The sequence below is a fragment of the Brevundimonas sp. NPDC055812 genome (assembly GCF_053616535.1).
The window spans coordinates 37,176-62,182 of record NZ_JBSHDX010000001.1 but is presented as its reverse complement, the minus strand read 5'-3'; the positions used below and the strand labels follow the sequence as shown (position 1 = coordinate 62,182).

Here is a 25,007-nt window from a genome sequence, read left to right as displayed (position 1 = left end):
CGGATGGTCCTTGTCAGAAATGAGATTCAGAAACGTCGCGCGATTCGCGCGCGCAGGCGAAATCGTCTGAATGTCGAGAACGCCGATGGCGAAGGTTTGTCAACGCCCCTCGTCGCGCGGCGGCTGCGACAGCACGGCGCGGCCCAGCTTGCCAAGGGCCGCCTTCAGTCCCTCAGGCGCCGCCTCGACCGAGGCGTTCAGCGCCGCTTCCGTGGCGGCGGGCAGGGGCGGCAGGGCCGCGCGGCCGCGCGGGCGGGGCTTGGCGCCCGAGGCGGGCAGGGGTTTCACCGGCCCCTGGGCGATGCGCAGCTTCTCGACCGAGCCCGCTCCGAGAAACAGGTTCACGCGCTGGATGATGTCCGCCGACTGATGCTGGACCAGCAGGGCGGCGGGGCCCGCGACGCGCAGCTCCAGCGTCCCGCCGGCGTTGCCGCGTCCCTTGGTCAGCTTCTGCGGGCGGGTGACGCGCGCCAGCCGTTCGCCCACGATCTCGACCCAGCGCGGCTCCAGCGCCGAGGCGCCGCGTCCGAACTGGGCGTCCAGCTTCTTGATCAACGGCGCCAGCGACCGGCCCGCTGGCGGAGGCGGGCGCAGGGCCGGGCGCGTACGCCTCTGCGCCAGAATCTGGCGCGCTTCAGCTTCGGTAGGCAGGATGCGGCGCATTCGTTCTATATAGCCTGAACTCATGGTCGACGTCCCCTCCCTCCGCACCGCCCTGCTCGATTGGTATGACGCCCATGCCCGCGGCCTGCCGTGGCGCGCGCCGCCGGGGGCCAGGGCGAAGACCGACCCCTATCGCGTCTGGCTGTCAGAGGTGATGCTGCAGCAGACCACGGTGCCGCACGCGACGCCCTATTTCGAACGGTTCACCACGCGCTGGCCGACGGTGAATGATCTGGCGGCGGCGGAGGACGCCGAGCTGATGGCCGCATGGGCGGGGCTCGGCTACTATGCCAGGGCGCGCAACCTGCTGGCCTGCGCCCGCGCGGTGGCGGCCGAGCACGGCGGGGCCTTCCCGCAGACCGAGGTCGAACTGCTGGCCTTGCCGGGAGTGGGCGCCTATACCGCCGCGGCCGTGGCCGCCATCGCCTTCGACCAGCCCGCCAACGTCGTCGACGGCAATGTCGAGCGGGTGATGAGCCGCCTGTTCACGGTCGAGACCCCGCTGCCCGCCGCCCGGCCCGAACTGCGGCGGCTGGCCGGCCTGTTCGTCGATGCGCACAGGCCGGGCGACTGGGCGCAGGCCTTGATGGACCTGGGCTCGGGGGTCTGTCGGCCCAAGTCGCCGCTATGCGAGCGGTGTCCGCTGACCTTCGGCTGCGAGGCGCTGAAGACGGGGACGCCTGAACGCTATCCCCTGAAGGCGAAGAAGGCCGAACGGCCGCATCGGCGCGGCCACGCCTATGTGCTGACGGACGGCGCAGGGCGCGTCGCCCTGGTGCGGCGGCCGGACAAGGGTCTGCTGGGGGGGATGGCGGGCCTGCCGACGTCGGACTGGGGGGCGATGCCGGATTTCGCCCCGCCCATCGGGGGCGACTGGCGCGCGGCCGGGGCGGTGGAGCACGTCTTCACCCACTTCAGCCTGACGCTGGAGGTGCATGTGGCGACGGGCGAGGGCGACTTCTCATGGACCCCGGCGGACGAGGCGGCCAACGCCTTGCCGACCGTGTTCAGAAAGGCGCTGGAGCGGGCTCTGGGCGCCGCCTAGCCCGTCGCCCTCAGATTCACCGTCCCGCTGCGCCCGCGCGGCATCACCACCACATGGCCGCTCAGGCGCTGGAAGTGCAGGTCGATCACCCCCTCGCCGACCTTCAGCCGCGTGATCGACAGCCGGTCCAGCCCGGCGGGCAGGGCGGGATTGTCGACCTCGACCAGGCCTTCGGCGGCGTCGATGCTCAGGCCCAGCACCGACTGCATCATCAGGAAGACCGAGCTGGCGGCCCAGGCCTGGGGCAGGCAGGCGACCGGATAGGCGATGGGCGGCTCGCCCGTCTCGCGCACGAAGCCGCAGAACAGTTCGGGCAGGCGCATCTGGAAATGGGCGGCCGAGCCGTAGATCTCGCCCAGCAGCATGGCCACCGCCCGCCGCTCGCCGTAGCGGGCCATGCCCGCCGCCGCCAGGGCCGTGTCGTGCGGCCAGACCGAGCCGTTGTGATAGCTCATCGGGTTGAAGCGAGCCTGTCCCTTGGCCAGGGTTCGCAGGCCCCAGCCCGAACGGAACTCGGCCGTCAGCATCCGTCGCGTCACCCGTCGCGCCCGCTCTTGCGAAGGCAGGCCGGTGAACAGCAGATGCCCGGCGTTGGAGGCGATGGCGCGGCATTGCTCTCCGTCGCCGTCCAGGGCGATGGCGTAGAAGCCCTCGTCCTCCATCCAGTAGCGGTCCTCGACCAGGGCGCGCAGCGCCTCGGCCCGGTTCGCCCATTCGAGAGCGCGACCGTCGCCAAGTACGGCGCCCATCTCGGCCAGCGCCTTCCAGGCGGCGAAGGCGTAGCCCTGGACCTCCAGCAGGGCGATCGGCCCCTTGGGAAAGCGGCCGTCGGCGTGGAAGATGGAGTCCTCGGAATCCTTCCAGCCCTGGTTCGACAGGCCGGTGTCCGCCGCGCGCGCGTAGTCGATCAGGCCGTCGCCGTTGCTGTCGCCATAGTCGCTCATCCAGCCCGCCGCCGCGATCAGATGGGGCCACAGGGCGCGCACCGTCTCATAGTCGTTGGTGCGCTTGGCGTAGGCGCCGGCCAGGGCGATGAACAGGCAGGTGGTGTCGACGCCCCCGTAGTAGAGGCCGAACGGCACCTCGCCCAGCACGCTCATCTCGCCGCCGCGCGTCTCGTGCATGATCTTGCCGGGGGCCGAGTCCATGAAGGCGTTGGTCTCGGTCGCCTGACGCGAGGCCAGATAGGTCAGCACCCCCTTGGCCAGGCCGGGGTCGATCCACAGCATCTGCCAGGCGGTGATGATGCCGTCGCGCCCGAACGGGGTCGAGAACCACGGCGTCCCTGCATAGGGATAGGGGCCCGTCGGCAGGTCGGTGACCAGAAGGGCGATGTCGGCCCGCGACTGTCGTAGCCAGTCGTTGAAGCCCTGGTTGCGTCCGCCCTCGACGATGGCGCCCCTTCGCAGCCGTCGCCGCATGGCCAGCCGCGCCAGGATGGCGTGCCAGCGCCAGCGCGTCTCGTCCGGCTGTTCGCAGGCGTCCAGGCCGCATTCGATGAACAGGTCCAGGCTGCGCCCGCGCGGCAGGCTGAACATGAACTCGGCCCGATTGGCGCTGAGGCGGGCGGGCGGCTCCGAGAAGGCCAGACAACTGGTCCGTCCCACGCCGTCCAGGCCGGTGTAGCTGAAGGTCACGCGCCGTCCGTCGATCACCGGCGGATGGATTTCACCGTGTTGGGACCGCACCGTGCCGCGCACCTGGAAGATGTCGGCGAAGTCGGCGTCGAACTCGAACGTCAGCGGCAGCAGGATGTCTTCGACGCCGTGGTTGACCATCCGCACCCGCTCGAACAGGCGCCGGTTCCAAAGGAAGCGTCGTCGCTCCAGGTGCAGCACTCCCGCCGGGGCCGAGCGCCCGCCCATCGGCGGCAGGGGCCGGTTGGTGGAATGACAGGTGAAGAAGACGTTGTCCTTGGTCACGCCCGAACTGAGCCGTGACGGCCGCGCGCGCCCGACCGTCAGGACGAAGCGGGACAGCAGCCGCGTGTCCCGCTCGAACAGGCCGTCTGCGCCCGCCTTCACGTCCCCCCAGTGATCGGCGACGAGGAAGGCGTCGCCGTCCTTCAGCGCCATCAGGGTCTCGAGACCGTCCTGATCATTGGTGTCGGCGGCCGTGGCCTGGACAGAATAGGCGTCGTCCATAAGCGTCTCCGCTTGCGGTTCGTCCCCCTGATGAAGTCACAAGCGAACGGCCGGGGAGGCGGTTCAGTTCAGATGAAAACGGCGTTCGTCGTCAGGCTCGGCTGATCAGGCGGAGAGGTCAGGCCAGGGCGGCGAAGCTGCGTTCTTCCTCGATGCTCCGCATCGGCGCCGCGAACGGCCGCTGCGCCAGAAGATCGGCGTAGACGTCCAGATACCGCCGCGCCATGGCCGTGGCGGAGAAGCGCAGGTCGAACCGCGCGCGGATCGCCTCCCGGTCCAGCCGATGCGCTCGGGCGGCCGCGGCGACCGCCTCCTCCATGGTCGAGACCAGGAAGCCGGTGGCGCCGTCCTCGATGATCTCGGGCGTCGAGCCGCAGGCGAAGGCCACGACGGGCGTGCCGCAAGCCATGGCCTCGATCATCACCAGGCCGAACGGCTCGGGCCAGTCGATGGGGAACAGCAGGGCCTCGGCGCCGCCCAGGAAGACGGACTTTTCCGCATCGCCGATCTCGCCGACGAACTCGACCAGGGGATTGCCCTGCACCAGCGGCTCGATCACCGTCTCCCAATAGACGCGGTCGGCGGCGTCGACCTTGGCTGCGATCTTCAGCGGCTTGTTCAGCCGGGTTGCGATCTCGATGGCGCGGTCCGGGCGCTTCTCCGGCGAGATGCGGCCCAGGAAGGCCAGATAGCCCTGCGGCCGGGGCGAGAAGCGATAGAGGTCGCCCGGCATGCCGTGGTGCACGGTCGCGCGCCAGTTGGCGTGGGGCAGGGGGCGGCGTTGGTCGTCCGAGATCGACACCAGGCCGAACTCCGACCAGCGGTCATAGACGGGCGCAAGATCCTTCAGGTCGAGCCGCCCGTGCAGGGTCGTCACCGTCTTGTCCGCCCAGCCCTCGAAGAAGGGGAAATGGACCATGTCGGTGTGGAAATGGATGACGTCGAAACGGTCGGCGCGGTCCAGCACCTCGGCCAGCTGGCTCATATGCGCCGCCAGATCCGACTTCAACGGGGCGGGGTCCAGGCGCATGGCCTGATCGCGAACCGGGATCAGGCGGGCGCGGGTGCGCGCATCGGCGCTGGCGAACAGGGTGACGTCGTGGCCGAGATCGACAAGGGCGTCGGTCAGATGGGCGACCACGCGCTCCGTGCCGCCGTAAAGACGGGGCGGCACGGCCTCATACAAGGGCGTGACTTGGGCGATTTTCATGGCGGGCTCCTGCGTCGCGTCGATACGCGGCGCTGCAACCTCAATCCGCCCAGGTTCGCCTGGGTTCCAGCGTTGCTGGAACGATATTCTTCAATCCCGCCTGTGAGTTAGGAGCGAACGGAATTCGCCCTTTACTGCATCCCGGCCCGGATCTCGGCGCGCAGGGCGTCGATGGGGCGCAGGCCCGTATCCGTCTTGAAGCGCCAGTAGGTCCAGCCGTTGCACGCCGGGGCGTTTTCCAGCAGGGCGCCCAGCTTGTGGATCGAGCCGGTCAGGGCGCCGGACACCAGCGAGCCGTCAGCCCGCACCCGCGCCTCGCGCTCGCCCTTGGGGCAGTACAGCTTGTCGCCCGGCGCCAGCAGCCCGGCCTCGACCAGGGCGCCGAACGGCACCTTGGGCTCGGCCTTCTTGGAGCCGGTGACGACCAGGTCTTCCGGCGCGGCGGGGATGACGGCCTTGATGCGCTTTTCAGCCAGCTTGGCGTAGGTCTCGTCGCGCTCGATGCCGATGAAGTGGCGGCCCAGACGCCTGGCCGCAGCGCCCGTGGTGCCGGTGCCGAAGAAGGGGTCCAGCACCACGTCGCCGACGCGGCTGGCCGACAGCAGCACGCGGTGCAGCAGGGCCTCGGGCTTCTGGGTCGGGTGGGCCTTGGCGCCGTCCTCGTCCTTCAGCCGCTCATTGCCGGTGCACAGGGCCAGGGTCCAGTCCGAGCGCATCTGGGTGTCTTCGTTGAAGGCCTTCAGCGCGTCGTAGTTGAAGGTGTAGCGCTTCTGCTCGCGCGACTTGGCGGCCCAGATCAGCGTCTCATGGGCGTTGGTGAAGCGCGTGCCCTTGAAGTTCGGCATCGGGTTCGACTTGCGCCAGATGATGTCGTTCAGCACCCAGAAGCCCAGGTCCTGCATCGCCGCGCCCAGGCGGAAGATGTTGTGATAGCTGCCGATGACCCACAGGCTGCCCTCGTCCTTCAGCACGCGACGGCACTCGCCCAGCCAGGCGCGGGTGAAGGCGTCATAGGCGGCGAAGCTGTCGAACTTGTCCCAGTCGTCGTCGACCGCGTCGACCTTGGAGTTGTCCGGACGCAGCAGGTCGCCGCCCAACTGCAGATTATAGGGCGGGTCGGCGAAGACCATGTCCACCGACTTGTCCGGCAGGCCCTTCAGCACCTCGATGCAGTCGCCACGCAGGATGACGTCGGTCTTCAACTCGGACATGGATAAGCGGCCCCGGACAGATGAGGCGCTTATGGTGAATCCTTACGGTTAAGGCGGAGTAACCAAGATTCACGCGGCGGCGATTGTGCTGATTGCGCCCGGGCGGTGCGGGCGCCATGATCACAGCATGGAAATGGCGGTCAGACCCTTCTGATAGCGTCCGTGCGGGCCTGACGCCCCCGAGCGGCGCATCCTGTGCGACCCGGTTTCGCCCGGCGCATGACGGCTGCGCGCTTCATAGCTTCAGTAAAATTCAACGGCTGCCCGGCGCTGACCGGGTGCGGCCGCGCACATAGAGATTTCCATGACTCAGGTTTTCGAAAGCCCGTTCAAGGGCCGACTGCTGTCCGATCTGGCGACCAATCCCAACATCATCGTCGGGCGCTACAGCTATTATTCCGGCTGGTATCACGGCCACGGCTTTGACGACTGCGCCCGCTATCTGATGACCGAGCCGGGCGTAGACCGGCTGATCATCGGCGACTTCTGCTCGATCGGCAGCGGAGCGGCCTTCATCATGGCCGGCAATCAGGGGCACCGGAACGATTGGGCCAGCTCCTTCCCCTTCTTCTACATGCCCGAGGTCCCGCATTTCGCTGGGGCGGTCGACGCCTTCGAGAAGGCGGGCGACACAGTCATCGGCAACGACGTCTGGATCGGCAGCGAGGCCATCATCATGCCGGGCATGAAGATCGGCGACGGCGCCGTGATCGGCACGCGGGCGCTGGTGACGCGCGATGTCGAGCCCTACGCCATCGTCGGCGGCAATCCGGCCAGGGTCATCCGCAAGCGGTTCGACGACGACAGCATCGCCATGCTGATGGAGATGAAGTGGTGGGACTGGGACGACGAACGTCTGGGCCAGGCCATGCCCCTGCTGTGCAGCGGCGATATCGCGGCCCTGCACGCCTTCTGGCGCGAGTGGGCCCTATAAACCCGCTCATCCCGGCGAAGGCATGGTGCAAATCGCATCCTGTTTGAGCTATGGGGCGAAGATGATCCGTCGTCTTCGCCCCGTTCCGTTCGCCCTTGGGCCTGTCCACTTCGTCGGCATCGGCGGCATCGGCATGAGCGGCATCGCCGAGATCATGCTGAAGATCGGCTATCAGGTGCAGGGCTCGGACGCCAAGACCAGCGCCAACACCGAACGGCTGGAGAAGCTGGGGGCCCGCATCTACATCGGCCACGACGCCGCCCATGTGACCGAGGGCGTGTCGGCGGTGGTCTATTCTACGGCGGTTCAGCCGACCAACCCTGAGCTGATGGTGGCCCGCGAACGCCGCATCCCTCTGGTGCGCCGGGCTGAAATGCTGGCCGAGCTGATGCGGCTGCAGTTCTCGATCGGCGTCGGCGGCACCCACGGCAAGACGACGACGACCTCGATGGTCGCGGCCCTGCTGGACGCCGGGTCGCTGGATCCGACGGTGGTCAACGGCGGCATCATCAACGCCTATGGCACCAACGCCAAGGTCGGCGGCGGCGACTGGATGGTGGTCGAGGCCGACGAGAGCGACGGCTCCTTCCTGCGCCTGAAATGCACGGTTGCGATCATCACCAACATCGACCCGGAGCATCTGGACCACTACGGCGACTTCGATGCGGTGAAGAAGGCCTTCTGCGACTTCATCAAGGACATTCCCTTCTACGGCTTCGGCGTGGTCTGTCTGGATCACCCCGAGGTGCAGAAGCTGGCGGCCCAGATCGATAACCGTCGTCTGGTCACCTATGGCCTCAATCCGCAGGCCATGGTCCGCGCCGACAATGTGCGCATGGACCCGGACGGATCACGCTTCGACGTGGTGATCCAGGGGCAGGGCATGGCCGCCCTGGGCGAGCCCGCGCGCATCGAGAACCTGCATCTGCCGATGGCGGGCTGGCACAACGTCTCCAACGCCCTGGCCGCCATCGCCGTGGCGCGCGAGATCGGGGTGGACGAGGACGCCATCCGCGCCGGTCTGGCCGGGTTCGGCGGGGTCAAGCGCCGCTTCACCACCACGGGCGTGGCCCACGGCGTGCGCGTCATCGACGACTATGGCCACCACCCGGTCGAGATCGCCGCCGTGCTGAAGGCCGCGCGTCAGGTCGTCCACAACGCCGACAATCCCGGCCGCGTCATCGCCGTGGTCCAGCCGCATCGCTACACCCGCCTGCGCGATCTGATGCAGGACTTCTCGACCTGTTTCTCGGACGCGGACAGCGTGCTGGTCGCCGATGTCTATCCGGCGGGCGAACAGCCGATCGAAGGCGTCGACAAGCACGCCCTGGTCGAGGGGGTCCGCCGCTACGGCCACCGTCACGTCGCCGCGCTGGAGAACGCCGCCGCCCTGCCGCGCGTCATCCGCGAAGAGGCGAAGCCGGGCGATCTGGTCGTCCTGCTGGGCGCGGGCGATATCACCAGCTGGGCCTACGCCCTGCCGGCGCAGCTGGAGGCGCTGGGTTGAGCGAGTTCGCTCTCACCGGAGGATGCCATTGCGGCCAGGCCCGCTACGTCCTGTCGGCGGCGCCCGAGCGTGCGGAGCTTTGCCATTGTCGGGATTGCCAGAAGGCGGTCGGCGCCGTGTTCGGCGCCTTTGCCGATGTGAAGCGCGAGGCCTTCCGCTGGCTGACGCAATCGCCCGCGACCTATGCGTCTTCGCCCAGCGTGCAGCGTGGGTTTTGCCAGACCTGCGGGGCCTCCCTGACCTATGACGCCTCAGACGGCGACACGATCGGTGTATCCTTGGGCAGCCTCGACGCCCCCGATCGCGTGCCGGCGACCGGACACTGCGGCGTCCAGTCGAAGCTCGCATGGCTGACCCTCAACGACGGCCTGCCGCAGCGGCGGACAGGCGAGGCCTTTCCGGGGCAGGACCACGAATGACTGACTGGCGCGATAATCTCCCCGCCGTGCGCGGCAAGCTGCTGCTGAACGAGCCGCTGGGCCCCTACACCTGGTTCCGCGTGGGCGGGGCGGCGGACGCCCTGTTCATTCCGGCGGACGCCGACGATCTGGCCGACTTTCTGAAGGCCCTGCCCCAGGACGTACCCGTCACCGTGATCGGCGTCGGCTCGAACCTGATCGTGCGCGACGGCGGGGTCGAGGGGGTGGTGATCCGTCTGGCCGGCCGCGCCTGGGGGCAGGTGACGACCGACGGCGTCACAGTCACTGCGGGCGCAGGCGCGCTGGACAGCATGGTGGCGCGCGCCTCGGCCAAGGCGGGCATCGCCGGGCTGGAGTTCTATGCGGGCATCCCCGGCTCGATCGGCGGCGCCCTGACGATGAACGCGGGCTGCTACGGTTCGGAGACCAAGGACGTGCTGGTCTCGGCCTGGGGCCTGAACCGCAAGGGCGAGCGGGTCGAGCTGACCCTGGCCGATTTCGGCTATACCTATCGCCATTCCAACGCCCCGGCCGACATCATCTGGATCGAGGCGACCTGGCGCGGGACGCCCGACGCGCCCGAGGCCGTCGCCGCCCGTATTCAGGAAATCACTGAACGCCGCGAGAAGACTCAGCCGATCCGCGAGAAGACCGGCGGCTCGACCTTCAAGAACCCGGACGGCCATTCCTCGTGGAAGTTGGTCGATGAGGCGGGCTGGCGCGGCAAGCTGCACGCCGTGACCGGCGGGGGGGCCAAGTTCAGCGAACTGCACTCCAACTTCATGATCAACCCCGGCGAGGCCACGGCGGCCGACATCGAGGGTCTGGGCGAAGCCGTCCGCGCCGACGTGCTGGAAAAGACAGGCGTACAGTTGAACTGGGAAATCCGCCGGATCGGGCGGAAATAACCCTCTCCCATTGGGAGAGGGGCGAAAGGTGACGAATTTCCTTCCACGACCCCGTATCGTTTCCAACCGGTTAACCGTATTCAGGGCATAGGGGCGGGCTAGTCTTCGGATGTGGTCATGCGTGCGCCCCTGAACACCCTCCATGTCGCTGTCCTGATGGGCGGCCTGTCTTCGGAACGCGAGGTCTCGCTGTCCTCTGGACGCGGCTGCGCGGACGCCCTGGAAGGGCAGGCGGCCAAGGTCACGCGCGTCGACGCCGGGCGCGATCTCGCCCAGGTGCTGACGGCGTTGAAGCCGGACGTCGTCTTCAACGCCCTGCACGGCAAATGGGGCGAGGACGGCTGCGTCCAGGGCATCCTCGAGACGCTCAAACTGCCCTATACCCATTCCGGCGTCCTGGCCTCGGCCCTGGCGATGGACAAGGACAAGTCCAAGGCCGTTCTGCACGCGGCGGGCGTCATCGTGCCGGGCGGCGGCCTGTTCGACCGGCACGAGGTCGCCAGCCGCCACGTCATCGACCCGCCCTATGTGGTCAAGCCGAACGCCGAGGGCTCTTCCGTCGGCGTCTTCCTGGTGCGCGAGGGCGCCAACCGTCCCGTCGCCGAGGTCGGCGCCGAAGACTGGGCCTATGGCGACCAGGTCATGGTCGAACCCTTCATCCCCGGCAAGGAGCTGGCGGTCGCCGTCGTGGGCGAGGCGTCCGGCCCGCGCGCCCTGACCATCACCGACATCACCCCGACCAAGGGCTTCTACGACTACGAGGCCAAATACGCGCCCGGCGGCTCGCGCCACGTCCTGCCCGCCGAGTTGCCGCCGCACGTTTTTGACAAGGCTTTACGTCAGGCCGAGCTGGCCCACGCGGCCATGGGGTGCCGAGGCGTGTCTCGCGCTGACTTCCGTTATGACGATGTTAACGACGTTCTCGTTCTGTTGGAGGTGAACACCCAGCCCGGCATGACCCCGACCTCGCTCGTTCCCGAGCAGGCGGCCTTTGTCGGTATGGATTATCGCGAACTGGTTCGTTGGATGGTGGAGGACGCCTCATGCCCGCGGTAGTGCGCGGCGGTCGGCGACAGTCTTCGGCCAAGGGCGGCGCGCGCGGCGCTTCGTCCGGCCGCGCGGCCGAGATCGGCCGTCTGGACATGTCGCCGCGCGTTGTGGCGGCGACCCTGGTGGTGGGCGTCGGCATACTGGCGGCCGTCCTGGCCACGGGCGCGAGAGCCGAGCGCATCTCGACGGCCGTCTCCGAACGCTTTGACGCCGTGACGACCGGCATGGGTCTGAAGGTGCGCCAGATCCATGTCGCCGGCGCCTCGCCCGAGGCCGCCGCCGCCGTGCGCGCCGCCATCGGCGTCCACGCCGATCAGCCTATCGTCAGCCTCGATCTGGCCGCCGTGCGCGAGCGGGTGCAGTCGGTCGGCTGGGTCAAGGAGGCGCGCGTGGTGCGCCTGTTGCCCGACACCCTGATCGTCGACATCAAGGAACACGACCGCCTCGCCGTCTGGCAGGTGGGCGGCAAGGCGCACGTCATCGACGCGCAAGGGATCGTCATTCCCGGCGCCGACGCGGGCCGCTATCCCCGACTGCCGCTGGTGGTGGGAAAGGGCGCGGATCAGGCCGCCTCCGACGTCCTGCCCCTGCTGGCCCAGCGCCCGCGCCTGATGGCCAAGGTCGACGCCCTGGTCCGCGTGGACGAACGCCGCTGGGACTTGCGCCTCAAGGACGGCGCCCTGATCCAGCTGCCCGCCGTGGATCAGGAATCCGCCCTCATCCGCCTCGACGCCCTGGACCAGCGCGAACGCCTGCTGGACCTGGGCTTCGCCCGCATCGACCTTCGCACGCCGGAAGAAGTGGCCGTTCGCCCTTCCGAAGGCGCTGTTTGACCCTCTGACCCCTTAGGACACGACCCCATGGTTGGACGCAGCCGAGACATGAAGCCGGAACAGGGCAGGGGCGCGCCGCGCGCGCCGGTCGTGGCCGCGCTCGATCTCGGCCAAGCCAAGGTCGCCTGCTTCATCATGAAGCCGGACGGCGTGCGCCACGCCGACCGCACCATCCGCGTCGCCGGGGCCGGCCACGTCCAGTCGCGCGGCGTCAAGGGCGGGGCCATCGTCAACATGGACGAGACGGCGCAAGCCATCGGCCACGCCGTCGAACGCGCCGAGCGCGCGGCGGGCGCTCCTGTCTCCGGCGTCGTCGTCACCACGGCCATCGGCCAGATGGCCAGCCACCGGGTGCAGGCGCGCGTCTCGCTCGGCTCACACCCGATTAGCGACGCGGATCTGGCCCGCGCAATCGGCATGGCCCTGGCGCAGATCCGCCTGCCCAACCGTCGTCCGATCCATGTCCTGCCCATCGCCTGGTCGGTGGACGGGGCGCGCGGCGTCCATGACCCGCGCTCGATGCGCGGCGGCTCGCTGGGGCTGGACCTGCTGGTCGTCTCCATGTCCGAGGGCTCGTTCAACGCCCTCAGCCACTGCCTCGAACTGGCCCACCTGGACCTGCAGGGCGTGGCCGCCGCGCCGGTCGTTTCCTCCCTCGCCGCGCTGGAAGAGGACGAGATGGAGCTGGGCGCCCTGTGCATCGACATGGGCGGCGGCTCGACCTCGGCGGCGGTCTGGGGCGGGCGCTCACTGCTGCATATCGAAAGCCTGAACGTCGGCGGTGACCATGTGACCGCTGACATCGCCCGCGGCCTGTCGACCTCGCGTGTCGGCGCCGAACGGCTTAAGACTCTGCACGGCTCGGCCATGGCTTCGGCCAATGAAGACCGCGAAATGCTGGAAGCTCCGCCGCGCGGCGAGGACGCCTCGGCCGGTCCGGTCATCGTCCCGCGCGCCATGCTCAAGACCGTCATCGCTCCGCGCGTCGAAGAGACGCTGGAGCTGCTGCGCGACCGCCTGAAACACGCCGGCATGGGCCTCGAACCCGGCGCGGGCCTCGTCCTGACCGGCGGCGCCAGCCAACTGAACGGCGTGCGCGAACTGGCCGTGCGCGTCTTCGACCGCCCGGTCCGTCTGGGTCGCCCGCAACGCGCGCCCCACCTGGCCGACGCCGCCGCCGGCCCGGCCTTCTGCTCGGCCGCCGGCGTCCTGCTACGCGCCGCTTACGGCCCACGCGAGGCCGTCTCCGCCCGCAAGCTGATGTCCCGCCAGATCACCGCCGCCGACGCGCCCAAGGTGCATCGCGGCGGCATGGTGGCCCGTGCGGCCGGATGGTTGCGGGATAATCTATAGGTCCCCTATAGAGCGGACGCAGGCGACGTGGGACGGAACGCGCAGCGAAAGACGGCGGTAATCTATAAAAAACTGCGGCCTAGCTTGCTGTAGGGCCTGCCGCCTTCGCCGACTCACGTTAATCATGGTAACTCTTCGTTAACGCAGACAGGGTTTTCCTTAACGCGCTCATAACCAATGCGATTCGGCGGGGAGTTCGCATCGGGGACGAAGGGCAGGGTCCTTAGGTCGGAATTTTATAATGTCTCTCTCGCTGGTCAGGCCGGAAGCCACGGAATTGAAGCCCCGCATCGTCGTCTTCGGCGTAGGCGGAGCGGGCGGCAACGCCGTCAACAACATGATCGACTCCGGCCTTGAGGGCGTGGAGTTCGTCGTCGCCAACACCGACGCCCAGCATCTGAGCTTCGCCAAGACCGACCGTCGCATCCAGCTGGGCGAGACGATCACCCAAGGGCTGGGCGCGGGCGCCCACCCCGAAGTCGGCATGAACGCCGCCGAGGAGAGCGCGGACGAGATCCACGCGCACCTGGAAGGCGCGCACATGGTCTTCATCACCTGCGGCATGGGCGGCGGCACCGGCACCGGCGCGGCCCCGGTCATCGCCAAATGCGCGCGTGATCGCGGCATCCTGACTGTCGGCGTGGTGACCAAGCCCTTCACCTTCGAAGGCCGCCACCGGATGCGCCTAGCCGACGCCGGCGTGGCCGAGCTGCAGCGCTACGTCGACACCCTGATCGTCATCCCGAACCAGAACCTGTTCCGCGTCGCCAACGAACGCACCACCTTCTCCGACGCCTTCGGCATGGCCGACCAGGTGCTGCACTCGGGCGTGCGTTCGATCACCGACCTGATGATCCTGCCGGGCCTGATCAACCTCGACTTCGCCGACGTCCGCGCCGTGATGAGCGAGATGGGCAAGGCCATGATGGGCACGGGCGAGGCGACGGGCGACGACCGCGCCCTGCTGGCGGCCCAGAACGCCATCGCCAATCCGCTGCTGGACGAGACCAGCCTGAAGGGGGCCAAGGCCGTGCTGGTGAACATCACCGGCGGCATGGACATGACCCTGCTGGAGGTCGACGAGGCCGCCAACGCCATCGCCGGCGAAGTGGACGGCGACGCCAACATCATCTTCGGCGCCGCCTTCGACCCGGCGCTGGACGGCAAGATCCGCGTCTCGGTCGTCGCCACCGGCATGGATGAAGCCGTCATCCAGCAGATCGAGCCGCAGGGCCAGGCCTTCGGCGGTCGCCCGGGCGGTCTGTCGGCCGCTGCGCCGCGTCAGCCGGAAGTCCGCATCGACCCGGTGCGTGAAGCCGCGTCGCAGCCGGCGCCGACTCCGACCTATGAAGCCCCGGCCGCACGCGCGCCCGAGCCGAAGATCGAGGCCAAGCCCGAACCGGTCATCCACGACGCGCCGCGCAACCTGGAGCCGATCGTCGATCCGTGGGTCGAGGAATATGAGCAGGGCGCCGGCCGCGCCCAGCCTGCGGCGTCTTCGGAGCAGGGCGACCTCTATTTCGACCGCGCCCCGCAGCGTCAGCAGCCTGCGCCGCAACAACCGGCCCAGCGCCCGGCCGCCCGTCATGAAGAGCCCGCCGAGGAGCCCTTCTACGACGAGCGCGATCATCGTCGCAGCGGCTGGAGCCTGTTCGGCCGCAAGCGTCAGCAGCCTCAACAACAACAGTCCTATGCGCCCCCGCCGTCGTCGAACCGCACGACCCAACAGTTGCGCCAGACGCAGTCGATGCAGCCTCAGCAGCAGGATCCGCAGGTGGGCCAGTCCGAGGATGACGACCTGGAGATCCCTTCCTTTCTCCGCCGTCTCGCGAACTGATCGGCCCAGAAAGCCCTGATACTGAAACGCCCCGGAGCCGACCTCCGGGGCGTTTTTGCGTGTGGGCGCAAGGCGTCGAGCTGTCGCCGAACCGAAACAATCCGAAACTCGACTTTCATTTCGGGCTTGAGCCCTGAGGCGTAAACGACAGGCGAGGCGAAGACCGTCCCGTCGGGGCGGGTCGCGCAACAGAGAGTATCCGAGTGACGGTCCGCAACGACCAGTACGAACAGACCATCGTCGCCCCGGCCATCTGCGCCGGCGTCGGCGTGCACACCGGCCGCCGCGTGCGTCTGGTCGTGCGCCCGGCTGCGCCTGGCCACGGCATTGTCTTCGTGCGTACCGACGTGACCGACCGCGACAACCGCATCCCCGTCTCGGGCGAGGCGGTCGTGGACGCGCGCCTGAACACCATGATCGAAAATGCGGCGGGCGTGCGCCTGTCGACCATCGAGCACCTGATGGCGGCGCTGGCTGCGCTGGGCGTCTCCAACGCCGTGATCGAGGTGGACGGGCCGGAGCTGCCGATCCTGGACGGCTCGGCGCTGCAGTTCGTGCAACTGCTGGACCGCGCGGGCTTCCGCCGTCAGGAAGCGCCCCAGACCTATATCGAGATCCTGAAGCCGATCCGGGTGGAGGAGGGCGACAAGTCCGCCGTCCTTCTGCCCTGCGACCGCTATGAGATGCGCTTCGAGATCGACTTCCCCACGCCGGTCATCGGCAATCAGGTAGTGGACTTCGTCGTCGACGAGGCGACCTTCCGCTCGGACATCATGGCGGCCCGCACCTTCGGCTTCGCCCATGAGGTCGAGGCCCTGCGTCAGGCCGGGCTGGCTCGCGGCGGTTCGCTGGAGAACGCCGTGGTGATCGACGGCGACCAGATCCTGAACCCCGGCGGCCTGCGCATGGAGCGCGAGTTCGTGCGCCACAAGGCGCTGGACGCCATCGGCGACCTGTATGTGCTCGGCGCACCGCTGCTGGGCCGATACGAAGGCGTCAAGGCGGGCCACGCCCTGAACAACAAGCTGGTCCGCGCCCTGCTGGCCCAGCCGGATGCCTGGCGCGAGACGGTTCGCGTGCCCGACATGGCGATGGCGGGCTGAATTCTTCCTTCTCCCCTTGAGGGAGAAGGTAGCAGGCGGAGCCTGACGGATGAGGGGTGGTGACGCCCTGGCATCCAGATTGTCGCGTCGCCGTCCTCGCTAATTTTTAGATGCCGCGCTGACACCCCTCATCCGAGCGCCTCCGGCGCCCACCTTCTCCCACAAGGGGAGAAGGGTCAGCTTAGCGTAATCGCGCTGATCAACCGTCCGAAGTCTGGTTCGCCCGCCAGATAGGCGCGGCGGTTGGAGTAGAAACGATCCGCATCCACGCGCGTGTCGTCGCCGGTCCAGGCGGCTTCGCCGACGCCCGCCTGCTCCAGCCGCCACAGGACGAAGCCGGGCAGGTCGAACTGGCGTTTGTCGTCCGCTGCGCCGGGGGCGAAGAAGCGTTCGCTGCCGGGGTCGTGGTGGGCGAAGCGGTCCTGATAGTCGGCGCCGACCTCGTAGGAGCCTTGGGCGATGCATGGGCCGACGACGGCGACGATGCGCGAGGGCTCGGCCCCCAGGGCCTGCATGGCCGCGACAGTCGAGTGGATGACGCCGCCCAGGGCGCCCTTCCAGCCCGCGTGGGCGGCGCCGATGACGCCCGCCTCGGCGTCGGCGAACAGCACAGGGGCGCAGTCGGCGGTCAGGACGGTCAGCACGGGCCCCTTCACGCCCGCGACCACGGCGTCGCCCTCGGGGCGTTCTCCGGCCCAGCCGCTTTCGGCCACGCGGGCGACAGCGGAATGAACCTGATAGCAGCCGCACAGGTCGTCGGCGGCGCCGCCCATCCATTCGGCGACGCGGCGGCGGTTCTCGGCGACGCGGGCCGGGTCGTCCTTGGAGCCGACGCCTGCGTTCAGTCCGGCGTAGATGCCGTCCGATACGCCGCCCGCGCGGGTGAAGAAGCCGTGGCGCACCCCGGCCCTGGTCAGCAGCGGATGGGTGATGGGGTTCAGGCTCATTCGGCCCCCTCCAGTTCGAAACGGGCGGCGTCGATGGCGGCCTGAACGGCCTTGCGGGCCTGGGGGCTGTTCTTCCAGCAGGTCGAGCCGACGCTGGCGGCGGCTCCGGCGCAGACGACGGCCGCGTCGGCCTGGGCCAGACGGGCGAAGCCGCCGACGCTCAGTTCCTCCAGCCGCTGGATCACCTTGGGGCCGACGCCCTTGGTCGCCAGCAGGATCTGGCGCTCATGCTCGGTGAAGGTCATGGCCGCATCAGTCTCCATCATCGGGCGCGCCGCGTCAGAAGCCCGGCAGGGCCAGTGAATGGGGCGAGAAGATCGCCGTCGCCTTGAACAACTCGCCCATCTGATCCGGCGCGGTCAGGCGGTCCAGCTGGCGCTGGATGACCGGGGCGGCTTCGGGGCGTCCCTGCATCAACCGCTGGGCGCGGGCTTCGATCCCCAACGCCTTGAGGAAGGCGCCCTGACCGACGCAGCCGGTGACGTCGGCGCCGCCGCGCACGGCGGCCTCCAGCACCAGGGGGAAGTCGGCCCATTGCGTCAGGTCGGCCTCGCCCGGCGTGGACAGGGGATCGACCTTTTGATGCCGCCGCAGGGCCTGGAGCGTGTCGCCCGCCTCGGGTTTGCTGCGGCCGTAGTCGATCAGCAGGGCGGCGCCGGATGCGGCGCGGATCAGGCTGGCCAGATCGCGGCCGAAGGCGGCCTGCTGTTCCGAAATCTCGATGATCTGGCCCGGTTCGACGTCGAAGCCGGGCGTCTCGAAGCCATCGGCGATGGCGGTCAGGCCGAAGGTCAGTTCATTGTCGTCGGTGACGCCGATGCGGCGCTCGGCCCAGCCGCCTTCGGTCTTGATGAACTGGCGCGCGGGCAGGCAGTCCAGCACCTCATTGGCGATCAGGATGACCGGGGCGTCGGTCTCGACCTTGTTCAGGGCGCTGAGCCAGCGCGGATGCGCGTCGGCGTCGGCCAGGCGTCGGGCCTGTTCGGCGCGCAGCGGCGCGCTGGGCTCGATCAGGATCAGGTCGACCGCCTGCAGGAAGCCGGGGACCAGCCGCGCGGCGCGCAGCACATCGGACATCAGGGTGCCGTCGCCGGGCCCGACCTCGACCAGCCGCACCCGCTCGGGCGCGCCAAGGCGGGTCCAGGTCTCGATCGCCCACAGGCCGATCAGTTCGCCGAACATCTGGCTGATCATTGGGGCGGTGATGAAGTCGCCCCGCTCGCCCAGCGCGGGGCGCGTGGCGTAATAACCGCTCTTGGGGTCGTGCAAACAGCGGGTGACGTAGTCCGCGACCGTCATCGGCCCGGTCAGCACGATCTCGCGGACCAGGCGCTCCTTGAGCGTCTCCGCCATGATGGTCTTACGCCTCCGTGACGGCCGGCTTCTTCAGCGCCCGCCAGATCAGCCAGGCGCCGACCAGCATCATCGGGATCGACAGGATCATGCCCATGGTCAGGCCCAGCGGCAGGTTCTCCAGCCCGGCGTCGGGCTGACGCACGTTCTCCAGCGCGGCGCGACAGACGCCGTAGCCCAGCAGGAACAGGCCGGTGACGAAGCCGGGGCGCTTGAACATCCGCCACTTCCAGATCGCCAGCGACAGGACGATGAACAGCAACAGCCCTTCCAGGCCCGCCTCATACAGCTGGCTGGGATGGCGCGGCTCGTTGCCGGCGGGGCAGAAGCCGTACATCTGCTGGATGCGTTCGTTGCAGAAGCGGATGGCCCAGGGAACCGTCGTCTCGCGGCCCCACAGCTCGCCGTTGATGAAGTTGGCGATGCGGCCGAAGAACAGACCCAGCGGCGCGACCGGGGCGATCAGGTCGCCCAGGCTGAGCGGGTTCACCTTCTGGCGATTGGCGTAGAGGGTGATGGCGATGACGACGCCCAGGAAGCCGCCGTGGAAGCTCATGCCGCCGGTCCACAACTGCAGCAGCTCCAGTCGCTCGCCCCAGCTGTCGCCGGTGAACAACTGGGCGAACATCGCCGGCTTGTAGAAGAGGGCGTAGCCGAAACGCCCGCCCAGGATGACGCCCAGCGTGATCCACAGCACCAGGTCGTCCAGCTGCTGTCCGCCGACGGGCGACCGGCCCGGCGCCCACAGCCGCTCGGTCTTGGCCAGGCGTGAGGCGTACCACCAGCCCAGGACGATGCCGGCGACATAGGCCAGGGCGTACCAGCGGATGGGCAGGGGGCCGAGATGGATCAGGACGGGGTCGAATTCGGGAAAGGGCACGGGGCCTCCGTCTGCGCCTTCAGAAGTTGACCATCGTCTAGCAAGCGGGACTGCATTCGTCGCGCGCTTTTCCCGCGAAGCAGTCTATAGGCCGCAGGCAGGTAAGGTTTGGTTTACCCAAATCAATGCACCGTTAACCACGTTCGGACCGATGGTCCGGGAGTTCTCAAGAGGCCGCCATGCAGACGCGCAATCCCCTCCTTGATGAGTTCGCCAAGCTGACCACCGGCGCCATGGGCCTGGCCCAGGCCGCGGGCGAAGAGGCCAAAGCCGCCTGGCGCGCCCAGGCCGACCGCTTCGTCGCCGAGATGGATCTGGTGCGCCGCGACGAGTTCGACGTGCTGAAGGACGAAATCGCTGCCCTGCGCGCCGAGATCGCGGCGCTGAAGGCCGCTGCCCCCGCTTCGAAGAAGGCCGCCAAGGGATCGTCCACAGACGCCGCCTCGACCCCGGATTCAGCCGGTTGAGCCGAATCTGCGAACACGCCTACCGTCCTCGAAAGCGCCCACTTGAGTCGCTGCCGCTGCTGAAGAAGTTGAACGCCTGATGGATGCTGTGAGACCCGAAGAGGTCGACCTGCCCTTTGATCCGCTGGATGTGGTCGAACACGTCCTGACGGCGGAGAACCTGCCGTTCGACCGCACGGACGAGGGCGATCTGGCCTTCGCCCTGGCCGGTGACTGGAAGGACTATGAGCTGTGGTTCGCCTGGCGGCCCGAGGGCGACTGCCTTCAGCTGTGCCTGGCGCTGGACCTGCGGGTGGCCAAGACGCGCCGCGCGGCGGCCTATGAACTGGTCTCCATGATCAATCAGCGCACCTGGCTGGGCCATTTCGAGATCTGGCCGGACGAGGGCGAGATCGTCTTCCGCCACGCCCTGGCCTTGCCGCACACCGAGCGCCCGACCCTGGCCCAGGCCGCCTCCATGATCGACGCGGCGGTCGAGGCGGCGGACCGTTATTATCCGGCCTTCGACTTCATGGTGCGCGGCTCCAAGAAGCCGAAGGAGGCGATCGACGCCTGCCTGTTCGAGACTGTGGGCAACGCCTGATGAGCGGTTCCGGACGTCCGGTCGTGCTTCAGGGCGTCGGGCGCCTGGGCTCGGCCATTCTGGAAGGCTGGTTGGCGACGGGCGCCGTCGATCCGGCCGATCTGATCATTCTGACGCCGTCTGAAAAGCCGGTCGCCGAGGCGGCGCGGGCCAGGGGCGCGCGGATCAATCCGCCGCTGGAGGAACTGGCCGACGCCCGCGCCTTCGTCATCGGCGTCAAGCCCGCCAAATGGCTGGAGGCCGCGCAGGCGGTGCTGCCGCATCTCGCGCCGGACGCCGTGATCGTCTCGGTCATGGCCGGGGTGCGCGGCGAGACGATCTCTGAGGGCTACGACGGCCGCCCGGTCGTGCGCGTCATGCCGACGACCGGCGTGGCTCAGGCGCGCGGCGTAGCCACGTTGTGGTCGGCCGACGCGGAGGCTTTGAGCGTCGGGCGCTCGCTGTTCGAGCCGATCGCCGAGACGGTGCTGCTGGACGACGAAGCCCTGATGCACGCGGCGACGGCGGTGTCCGGCTGCGGCCCTGCCTATTTCTTCGCCTTCACCCGCGCCCTGGCCGAGGCCGGGGAAGCCGAGGGGCTGTCGCCCGAGGCGGCGGCGCGTCTGGCGCGCGCCACCCTGCGTTCGGCAGCGGCGGGCGTGGAGGGCGACGAGGCGTTGAACGCCCTGATCGACCGCGTGGCCTCGCCGGGCGGCGTGACCCAGGCCGGTCTGATCGCCCTCAATGAAAACGGCGCCCTCGACCGTTCTGTCGAGAGCGCCGTGAAGGCGGCGGTCGCCAAGTCCACGGAACTCAGCGGCTGATCGTCAAGCGCCTCAGCGTTTGACGAAACGTCCTTCGGCCAGGTTGCGGGCCAGGCGGTCATAGGCGCGCTGGGCGTCGGTCCAGGTGGTGGAACCGCGCGCATCGGCCAGGGTCGGGGTGTAGTAGTCGAACTTGACCGGCTGGACCTCGCCCGAGGCCATGGTCACCGAGCCTTCCACCGCTGCGCCGCCGATCGACAGGCTGCGCATGCCGTCCAGACCGGGCTTGTCGCCCAGTTGCTGCATGGTCGGGCGATTGGGCTTCAGGTCTGTGATGACCAGTTCCACGCGAGCGCCATCCAGGGCGTGACGATCCGTCAGCACGCGTTCGACGGTGCGGGTCAGGTCGCTGACCTGTTGCTGGACGTCGCGGTCGCCCAGTTCCTGGGCGGTCTTGGCGAAGTCGGGGCTGACCGTCACGACGACGGCCGAAGGCTGAGCTGCTGCGACGCCGGAAACGGCGAGGGCGGCGGCGAGCGGCGCAAGGAAAGCAATACGACGCATATTCGGACTCCTGATTCCAGGCCCCCCTGGAACAGGGAACAAGATGGCGATGATTTTACGGTTCCGCTAGGGGCGAGGGCCAAAGTTCCCGCGCGAAATCGGTCTAGGCGGCGCGGCGATCGGCCGGCAGCCGGATGGACGCCTTCAGCCCGCCCAGGTCGCTGCGGCCCAGGGTGATGTCTCCGCCGTGGCTGCGCGCCACGTCGCGGGCCACGGCCAGACCCAGGCCCACCCCCTTGCGGTTCTGGTTACGCGAGGCGTCCAGGCGAGAGAAGGGACGGAAGGCCTCCTCGTGCATGTCGTCGGGGATGCCGGGGCCGTCGTCCTCGACCAGAATCTCAAGACCGCCGGAGGGCAGGGGGCGGGCCGACAGCCGCACCTTTTCACCGTGCGACGCGGCGTTGCCGACCAGGTTGTTGATCGCCCGACGGAAGGCCAGCGGCCGGGCCAGCATGTTCAGGTCGTCGGGCGCCTCGACCTCGGCCACGGCGCCCGAGCGGCGAGCGTCCTCGGCGGCGCGGCGCAGCATTTCCGGCACCGAGATCGTCTGAGCCGCCTCGCCCGCCTCGCCGCGCGCGAAGGCCAGGTATTCGTCGATCATGTGCTCCATCTCGTCCAGGTCGCCCTTCATCGCCTCGGCGCGCTTGAAGGGCGGGGCCAGGGCCAGTTCGAGCCGCAGACGGGTCAGGGGGGTGCGCAGATCATGGCTGACGGAGGCCAGCAGGGCGGTGCGCTGGTCGATATGACGCTGGATGCGCGAACGCATGTCCAGAAAGGCGCTGGCGGCGGCCCGCACCTCGCGCGCGCCGTGCGGCTTGAAGCGCGGCACGCTCTCGCCCCGGCCGAAGGCTTCGGCGGCGTGAGCCAGGCGCTCGATGGCGCGGACCTGGTTGCGGATGAACAGCACCGCCACGCCCAGCAGCAGGACGGTGGCGATCATCAGCCACAGGACGAAGATATGGGCCTGGGTCGCCACGGCCCGTTCGCGCGGGGCGATGATGCGCAGGACGCCGTCGGCTTCCTGCACGCGGATGTCGACATAGGCTGGATACCGGGTGGTGTCGAACCAGAAGGGCTGATCCAGCCGCGAAGCCAGGGCCTTCTCCAGCGTCCGGTCGACCAGGCCCAGGGCCCCGCGTCGCTCCTCGTCGGGCAGGGAGGCGGCGGGCTGGAAGGCGATGGACAGTTGCATCGACCGTTCGGCGCGCTCGGAGATCAGCGCCAGGTTCCGGGCCGAGGGATCGTCCCGATAGCTCTCGGCCGCCCAGGCCACGTCGCCCGCCAGACCCTCGGACAGGCGCGCCGTCACCGCCTGCCAGTGGGCGTCGAAGAAGGCCCAGGTCACCGCCGCCTGCATGATCAGCACCGGCAGGACGATGATCAGCAGCGACCGGCCCCAGAGCGAGGTCGGCAGCCGACGCTTGATCCACCGCGTCCAGACGTTGAACGGCATCAGCCGCATGGAGGGCGTTCCGTTTCCTGTCGTCAGTCCGGCGCCAGCATATAGCCGACGCCACGCACGGTCTGGAGATAGCGCGGATTCTTGGGGTCCGCCTCCAGCTTGCGGCGCAGGCGCGTCACCTGCACGTCCACGGCTCGGCCGGTGATGTCGGCCGTGTCCGGCGACAGGGTCATGCGCTCGACGGGCGAATGGGCGTGGATGGCCAGGGTCTTCAGCAACTGCGCCTCCGCCTCGGTCAGGCGCTGGGGTTCGCCGTCGCGCGTCAGCTCCAGCCGCTCCATGTCGAAGACGGCGGGACCCATGCGGATCTCCTTGGGCGTCATCAGCTTGCCGCCGGTGCGGCGCAGGATGGCCTCGATCCGCAACGCCAGCTCACGCGGGTCGAAGGGTTTGGACATATAGTCGTCGGCGCCGCGCGACAGACCCTCGATCCGGTCGTCCGGGTCGCCCTTGGCCGTCAACAGCAGCACGGGCGTCTTGGACAGGGCCGCCTGGCTGCGGATCCAGGTCGTCAGGTCGAACCCGCTCTCGCCCGGCATCATGACGTCCAGCACGATCAGATCGAACTCGATCAGCTCGACCAGCCGACGCGCCGCGCCCGCGTGGGCGGCGCCGGTGACGCGATAGCCCTCGCGGCTCAGGAACTCCTTGAGCAGTTCGCGGATGCGGTCGTCGTCGTCGACGACCAGGACGTGCCGCCCGCTGCCGGCGGGGGCGACAGGGCCGGAGCGGCCGTTGGCGCGAGGCTCGATCATGCTCATTGCGACTCTCCTCGCGATGCGCCGTTGACGCTGGCGCGCGACAGGCGTCTAACCGATTTCGTTGCGCGGGAGACGTTCTTCAATGGCCTTCGTTCCTTTCGACGATCGTGACGGCTGGATCTGGTTTGACGGCGAGTTCGTCCCCTGGCGGGAGGCGAAAACGCACGTTCTGACCCATGGCCTTCACTACGGCTCGTCGGTGTTCGAGGGTGAGCGTATGTATGGCGGTGAAATCTTCAAGCTGACAGCCCATAGCCAGCGCCTGAAGCGTTCGGCCGAACTGATCGACTTCGAGATTCCCTATAGCGTGGCCGAGATCGACGCCGCCTGCAAGGAAACCTGCGCGCGCAACGGCCTGATCGACTGCTATATCCGCCCTGTCGCCTATCTGGGCGCCGAGCAGCTGAGCGTTTCGGCCAGGAACAGCAAGGTCCACCTGGCCATCGCCGCCTGGGAATGGCCCAGCTATTTCGACCCCGAGGTCAAGAAGAAGGGCATCGCCCTGGAGTGGGCCAAATGGCGCCGCCCCGACCCGTCCACGGCGCCGTCCACGGCCAAGGCGGCGGGCCTCTACATGATCTGCACCATGTCCAAGACGGCCGCCGAGAAGCGCGGCTACGCCGACGCCCTGATGCTCGACTGGCGCGGCTATGTGGCCGAGGCGACCGGCGCCAACGTCTTCTTCGTCAAGGACGGCGCCCTGCACACGCCGCGCGTCGACCACATCCTGGACGGCATCACCCGCCAGACGGTGATCGAAATGGCCCAGGCGCGCGGGACCGAGGTCGTGGTGCGCGACATCCTGCCGGAAGAGCTGGCCGGCTTCTCCGAGTGCTTCCTGACCGGCTCGGCCGCCGAAGTCACCCCGGTGGGGCAGGTCGGCGACTATCGCTTCACGCCGGGCGAACTGTCGCTGGGTCTGATGGACGACTACGGCAAGCTGGTGCGCGGCCAGTTGTAAGGTTTCCCTCTTCCGACGGGAGAGGGCTTGAGCCTCCAAGAGCCGAAGGCGATTGGCGCAGGCGAAAGG

The 25,007-nt window shown here is 68.7% G+C and carries 25 protein-coding genes; 14 read left to right on the top strand and 11 right to left on the bottom strand.

Going from position 1 to position 25,007, the window contains the following annotated elements; all coding sequences use genetic code 11:
• Nucleotides 1-99: 99 nt before the first annotated feature.
• Entirely contained in the window at nucleotides 100-663 is a 564-nt protein-coding gene (locus ACWGL1_RS00315) for a DUF721 domain-containing protein (protein WP_452111121.1), read from the bottom strand.
• A 22-nt stretch (nucleotides 664-685) separates the two neighbouring features.
• Between ACWGL1_RS00315 and mutY the strand changes: the two genes are divergently transcribed.
• Entirely contained in the window at nucleotides 686-1,708 is a 1,023-nt protein-coding gene (mutY, locus tag ACWGL1_RS00310) for an A/G-specific adenine glycosylase (protein WP_452110841.1), read from the top strand.
• Here the strand turns inward: mutY and ACWGL1_RS00305 are convergent.
• From ACWGL1_RS00305 to ACWGL1_RS00295, 3 genes are all read right to left on the bottom strand, one after another.
• Nucleotides 1,705-3,852 carry an amylo-alpha-1,6-glucosidase gene (locus tag ACWGL1_RS00305; protein WP_452110840.1) on the bottom strand — a complete coding sequence of 716 codons (2,148 nt, stop codon included), beginning with the start codon at nucleotides 3,850-3,852 and terminating at the stop codon, nucleotides 1,705-1,707. The genes mutY and ACWGL1_RS00305 overlap by 4 nt on opposite strands.
• A 118-nt stretch (nucleotides 3,853-3,970) precedes the next feature.
• Complete coding sequence (locus ACWGL1_RS00300) at nucleotides 3,971-5,062, bottom strand: glycosyltransferase family 4 protein (protein ID WP_452110839.1); 1,092 nt, start codon at nucleotides 5,060-5,062, stop codon at nucleotides 3,971-3,973.
• Between the two features lie 131 nt (nucleotides 5,063-5,193).
• Nucleotides 5,194-6,273 carry a DNA methyltransferase gene (locus ACWGL1_RS00295; RefSeq protein ID WP_452110838.1) on the bottom strand — a complete coding sequence of 360 codons (1,080 nt, stop codon included), beginning with the start codon at nucleotides 6,271-6,273 and terminating at the stop codon, nucleotides 5,194-5,196.
• A 304-nt stretch (nucleotides 6,274-6,577) separates the two neighbouring features.
• Between ACWGL1_RS00295 and catB the strand changes: the two genes are divergently transcribed.
• The 9 genes from catB (at nucleotide 6,578) to lpxC (ending at nucleotide 16,217) form a co-directional block, all read left to right on the top strand.
• Nucleotides 6,578-7,207: a type B chloramphenicol O-acetyltransferase gene (gene catB, locus ACWGL1_RS00290; protein WP_452110837.1), complete on the top strand. Its 630-nt coding sequence runs from the start codon at nucleotides 6,578-6,580 to the stop codon at nucleotides 7,205-7,207.
• Nucleotides 7,208-7,268: 61 nt separating this feature from the next.
• Nucleotides 7,269-8,714, top strand: a complete 1,446-nt coding sequence (gene murC / locus ACWGL1_RS00285; protein WP_452110836.1) for a UDP-N-acetylmuramate--L-alanine ligase — start codon at nucleotides 7,269-7,271, stop codon at nucleotides 8,712-8,714.
• Nucleotides 8,711-9,133 carry a GFA family protein gene (locus tag ACWGL1_RS00280; protein ID WP_452110835.1) on the top strand — a complete coding sequence of 141 codons (423 nt, stop codon included), beginning with the start codon at nucleotides 8,711-8,713 and terminating at the stop codon, nucleotides 9,131-9,133. Before murC ends, ACWGL1_RS00280 begins: the two co-directional genes overlap by 4 nt.
• Nucleotides 9,130-10,041, top strand: coding sequence for a UDP-N-acetylmuramate dehydrogenase (gene murB, locus ACWGL1_RS00275; RefSeq protein WP_452110834.1), 912 nt, complete (start codon nucleotides 9,130-9,132; stop codon nucleotides 10,039-10,041). The genes ACWGL1_RS00280 and murB overlap by 4 nt, the downstream gene beginning before the upstream one ends.
• Nucleotides 10,042-10,158: 117 nt before the next feature.
• A complete protein-coding gene (locus ACWGL1_RS00270) occupies nucleotides 10,159-11,097 on the top strand; it encodes a D-alanine--D-alanine ligase (protein ID WP_291778237.1) in 939 nt (312 codons plus the stop codon).
• Entirely contained in the window at nucleotides 11,085-11,924 is an 840-nt protein-coding gene (locus tag ACWGL1_RS00265) for a cell division protein FtsQ/DivIB (protein ID WP_452110833.1), read from the top strand. The genes ACWGL1_RS00270 and ACWGL1_RS00265 overlap by 13 nt, the downstream gene beginning before the upstream one ends.
• Nucleotides 11,925-11,951: 27 nt before the next feature.
• Nucleotides 11,952-13,277 (top strand): cell division protein FtsA, encoded by a 1,326-nt coding sequence (ftsA, locus tag ACWGL1_RS00260; protein WP_291778244.1) that lies wholly within the window; start codon nucleotides 11,952-11,954, stop codon nucleotides 13,275-13,277.
• Nucleotides 13,278-13,518: 241 nt separating this feature from the next.
• Nucleotides 13,519-15,114, top strand: a complete 1,596-nt coding sequence (ftsZ, locus tag ACWGL1_RS00255) for a cell division protein FtsZ (protein ID WP_343831015.1) — start codon at nucleotides 13,519-13,521, stop codon at nucleotides 15,112-15,114.
• Between the two features lie 203 nt (nucleotides 15,115-15,317).
• On the top strand, nucleotides 15,318-16,217 hold the full coding sequence (lpxC, locus tag ACWGL1_RS00250; protein ID WP_452110832.1) for a UDP-3-O-acyl-N-acetylglucosamine deacetylase: 900 nt from the start codon (nucleotides 15,318-15,320) through the stop codon (nucleotides 16,215-16,217).
• A 176-nt stretch (nucleotides 16,218-16,393) separates the two neighbouring features.
• Here lpxC and pgeF read toward each other — a convergent pair whose 3' ends face one another.
• Genes pgeF through lgt form a run of 4 tightly spaced genes read right to left on the bottom strand, consistent with a single transcriptional unit; the run spans nucleotide 16,394 to nucleotide 19,397 of the window.
• Entirely contained in the window at nucleotides 16,394-17,164 is a 771-nt protein-coding gene (gene pgeF, locus ACWGL1_RS00245) for a peptidoglycan editing factor PgeF (protein ID WP_452110831.1), read from the bottom strand.
• Entirely contained in the window at nucleotides 17,161-17,430 is a 270-nt protein-coding gene (locus tag ACWGL1_RS00240) for a helix-hairpin-helix domain-containing protein (RefSeq protein ID WP_291778257.1), read from the bottom strand. The genes pgeF and ACWGL1_RS00240 overlap by 4 nt, the downstream gene beginning before the upstream one ends.
• Before the next feature lie 13 nt (nucleotides 17,431-17,443).
• Nucleotides 17,444-18,517, bottom strand: coding sequence for a class I SAM-dependent methyltransferase (locus tag ACWGL1_RS00235; protein ID WP_452110830.1), 1,074 nt, complete (start codon nucleotides 18,515-18,517; stop codon nucleotides 17,444-17,446).
• Between the two features lie 7 nt (nucleotides 18,518-18,524).
• Complete coding sequence (gene lgt / locus ACWGL1_RS00230; protein WP_452110829.1) at nucleotides 18,525-19,397, bottom strand: prolipoprotein diacylglyceryl transferase; 873 nt, start codon at nucleotides 19,395-19,397, stop codon at nucleotides 18,525-18,527.
• 179 nt (nucleotides 19,398-19,576) lie between these two features.
• Between lgt and ACWGL1_RS00225 the strand changes: the two genes are divergently transcribed.
• The 3 genes from ACWGL1_RS00225 (at nucleotide 19,577) to ACWGL1_RS00215 (ending at nucleotide 21,250) form a co-directional block, all read left to right on the top strand.
• Nucleotides 19,577-19,864, top strand: a complete 288-nt coding sequence (locus ACWGL1_RS00225; RefSeq protein WP_291778266.1) for an accessory factor UbiK family protein — start codon at nucleotides 19,577-19,579, stop codon at nucleotides 19,862-19,864.
• A 79-nt stretch (nucleotides 19,865-19,943) separates the two neighbouring features.
• Entirely contained in the window at nucleotides 19,944-20,447 is a 504-nt protein-coding gene (locus tag ACWGL1_RS00220; RefSeq protein ID WP_004370784.1) for a type III secretion system chaperone family protein, read from the top strand.
• The gene (locus tag ACWGL1_RS00215; protein ID WP_291778275.1) at nucleotides 20,447-21,250 is read left to right on the top strand and encodes a pyrroline-5-carboxylate reductase family protein; all 804 of its coding nucleotides are present in this window, start codon (nucleotides 20,447-20,449) and stop codon (nucleotides 21,248-21,250) included. Before ACWGL1_RS00220 ends, ACWGL1_RS00215 begins: the two co-directional genes overlap by 1 nt.
• Nucleotides 21,251-21,262: 12 nt before the next feature.
• On the opposite strand, the gene ACWGL1_RS00210 is transcribed toward ACWGL1_RS00215, so the two are convergent.
• The 3 genes from ACWGL1_RS00210 to ACWGL1_RS00200 all read right to left on the bottom strand — a co-directional run bounded on the left by ACWGL1_RS00210 (nucleotide 21,263) and on the right by ACWGL1_RS00200 (nucleotide 23,971).
• Nucleotides 21,263-21,754 carry a hypothetical protein gene (locus ACWGL1_RS00210; protein ID WP_291778278.1) on the bottom strand — a complete coding sequence of 164 codons (492 nt, stop codon included), beginning with the start codon at nucleotides 21,752-21,754 and terminating at the stop codon, nucleotides 21,263-21,265.
• Nucleotides 21,755-21,857: 103 nt separating this feature from the next.
• On the bottom strand, nucleotides 21,858-23,216 hold the full coding sequence (locus ACWGL1_RS00205; RefSeq protein ID WP_312218026.1) for an ATP-binding protein: 1,359 nt from the start codon (nucleotides 23,214-23,216) through the stop codon (nucleotides 21,858-21,860).
• A gap of 23 nt (nucleotides 23,217-23,239) precedes the next feature.
• Nucleotides 23,240-23,971, bottom strand: coding sequence for a response regulator (locus ACWGL1_RS00200; RefSeq protein WP_291778434.1), 732 nt, complete (start codon nucleotides 23,969-23,971; stop codon nucleotides 23,240-23,242).
• 88 nt (nucleotides 23,972-24,059) lie between these two features.
• Between ACWGL1_RS00200 and ACWGL1_RS00195 the strand changes: the two genes are divergently transcribed.
• Entirely contained in the window at nucleotides 24,060-24,938 is an 879-nt protein-coding gene (locus tag ACWGL1_RS00195) for a branched-chain amino acid aminotransferase (RefSeq protein ID WP_452110828.1), read from the top strand.
• The last annotated feature ends 69 nt before the right edge of the window (nucleotides 24,939-25,007 follow it).

Bases quoted from the DNA above. Each gene is read 5' to 3' on its own strand.
- ACWGL1_RS00210 (WP_291778278.1), bottom strand. From the start codon at position 21,754: ATGCGTCGTATTGCTTTCCTTGCGCCGCTCGCCGCCGCCCTCGCCGTT.
- ACWGL1_RS00235 (WP_452110830.1), bottom strand. From the start codon at position 18,517: ATGGCGGAGACGCTCAAGGAGCGCCTGGTCCGCGAGATCGTGCTGACC.
- ACWGL1_RS00295 (WP_452110838.1), bottom strand. From the start codon at position 6,273: ATGTCCGAGTTGAAGACCGACGTCATCCTGCGTGGCGACTGCATCGAG.
- ACWGL1_RS00265 (WP_452110833.1), top strand. From the start codon at position 11,085: ATGCCCGCGGTAGTGCGCGGCGGTCGGCGACAGTCTTCGGCCAAGGGC.
- ACWGL1_RS00220 (WP_004370784.1), top strand. From the start codon at position 19,944: ATGGATGCTGTGAGACCCGAAGAGGTCGACCTGCCCTTTGATCCGCTG.
- pgeF (WP_452110831.1), bottom strand. From the start codon at position 17,164: ATGAGCCTGAACCCCATCACCCATCCGCTGCTGACCAGGGCCGGGGTG.
- ftsA (WP_291778244.1), top strand. From the start codon at position 11,952: ATGGTTGGACGCAGCCGAGACATGAAGCCGGAACAGGGCAGGGGCGCG.
- catB (WP_452110837.1), top strand. From the start codon at position 6,578: ATGACTCAGGTTTTCGAAAGCCCGTTCAAGGGCCGACTGCTGTCCGAT.
- ACWGL1_RS00240 (WP_291778257.1), bottom strand. From the start codon at position 17,430: ATGATGGAGACTGATGCGGCCATGACCTTCACCGAGCATGAGCGCCAG.
- ACWGL1_RS00215 (WP_291778275.1), top strand. From the start codon at position 20,447: ATGAGCGGTTCCGGACGTCCGGTCGTGCTTCAGGGCGTCGGGCGCCTG.
- murB (WP_452110834.1), top strand. From the start codon at position 9,130: ATGACTGACTGGCGCGATAATCTCCCCGCCGTGCGCGGCAAGCTGCTG.
- murC (WP_452110836.1), top strand. From the start codon at position 7,269: ATGATCCGTCGTCTTCGCCCCGTTCCGTTCGCCCTTGGGCCTGTCCAC.
- ACWGL1_RS00315 (WP_452111121.1), bottom strand. From the start codon at position 663: ATGCGCCGCATCCTGCCTACCGAAGCTGAAGCGCGCCAGATTCTGGCG.
- ftsZ (WP_343831015.1), top strand. From the start codon at position 13,519: ATGTCTCTCTCGCTGGTCAGGCCGGAAGCCACGGAATTGAAGCCCCGC.
- ACWGL1_RS00205 (WP_312218026.1), bottom strand. From the start codon at position 23,216: ATGCGGCTGATGCCGTTCAACGTCTGGACGCGGTGGATCAAGCGTCGG.
- mutY (WP_452110841.1), top strand. From the start codon at position 686: ATGGTCGACGTCCCCTCCCTCCGCACCGCCCTGCTCGATTGGTATGAC.
- ACWGL1_RS00270 (WP_291778237.1), top strand. From the start codon at position 10,159: ATGCGTGCGCCCCTGAACACCCTCCATGTCGCTGTCCTGATGGGCGGC.
- ACWGL1_RS00300 (WP_452110839.1), bottom strand. From the start codon at position 5,062: ATGAAAATCGCCCAAGTCACGCCCTTGTATGAGGCCGTGCCGCCCCGT.
- ACWGL1_RS00195 (WP_452110828.1), top strand. From the start codon at position 24,060: ATGGCCTTCGTTCCTTTCGACGATCGTGACGGCTGGATCTGGTTTGAC.
- ACWGL1_RS00225 (WP_291778266.1), top strand. From the start codon at position 19,577: ATGCAGACGCGCAATCCCCTCCTTGATGAGTTCGCCAAGCTGACCACC.
- ACWGL1_RS00200 (WP_291778434.1), bottom strand. From the start codon at position 23,971: ATGATCGAGCCTCGCGCCAACGGCCGCTCCGGCCCTGTCGCCCCCGCC.
- ACWGL1_RS00305 (WP_452110840.1), bottom strand. From the start codon at position 3,852: ATGGACGACGCCTATTCTGTCCAGGCCACGGCCGCCGACACCAATGAT.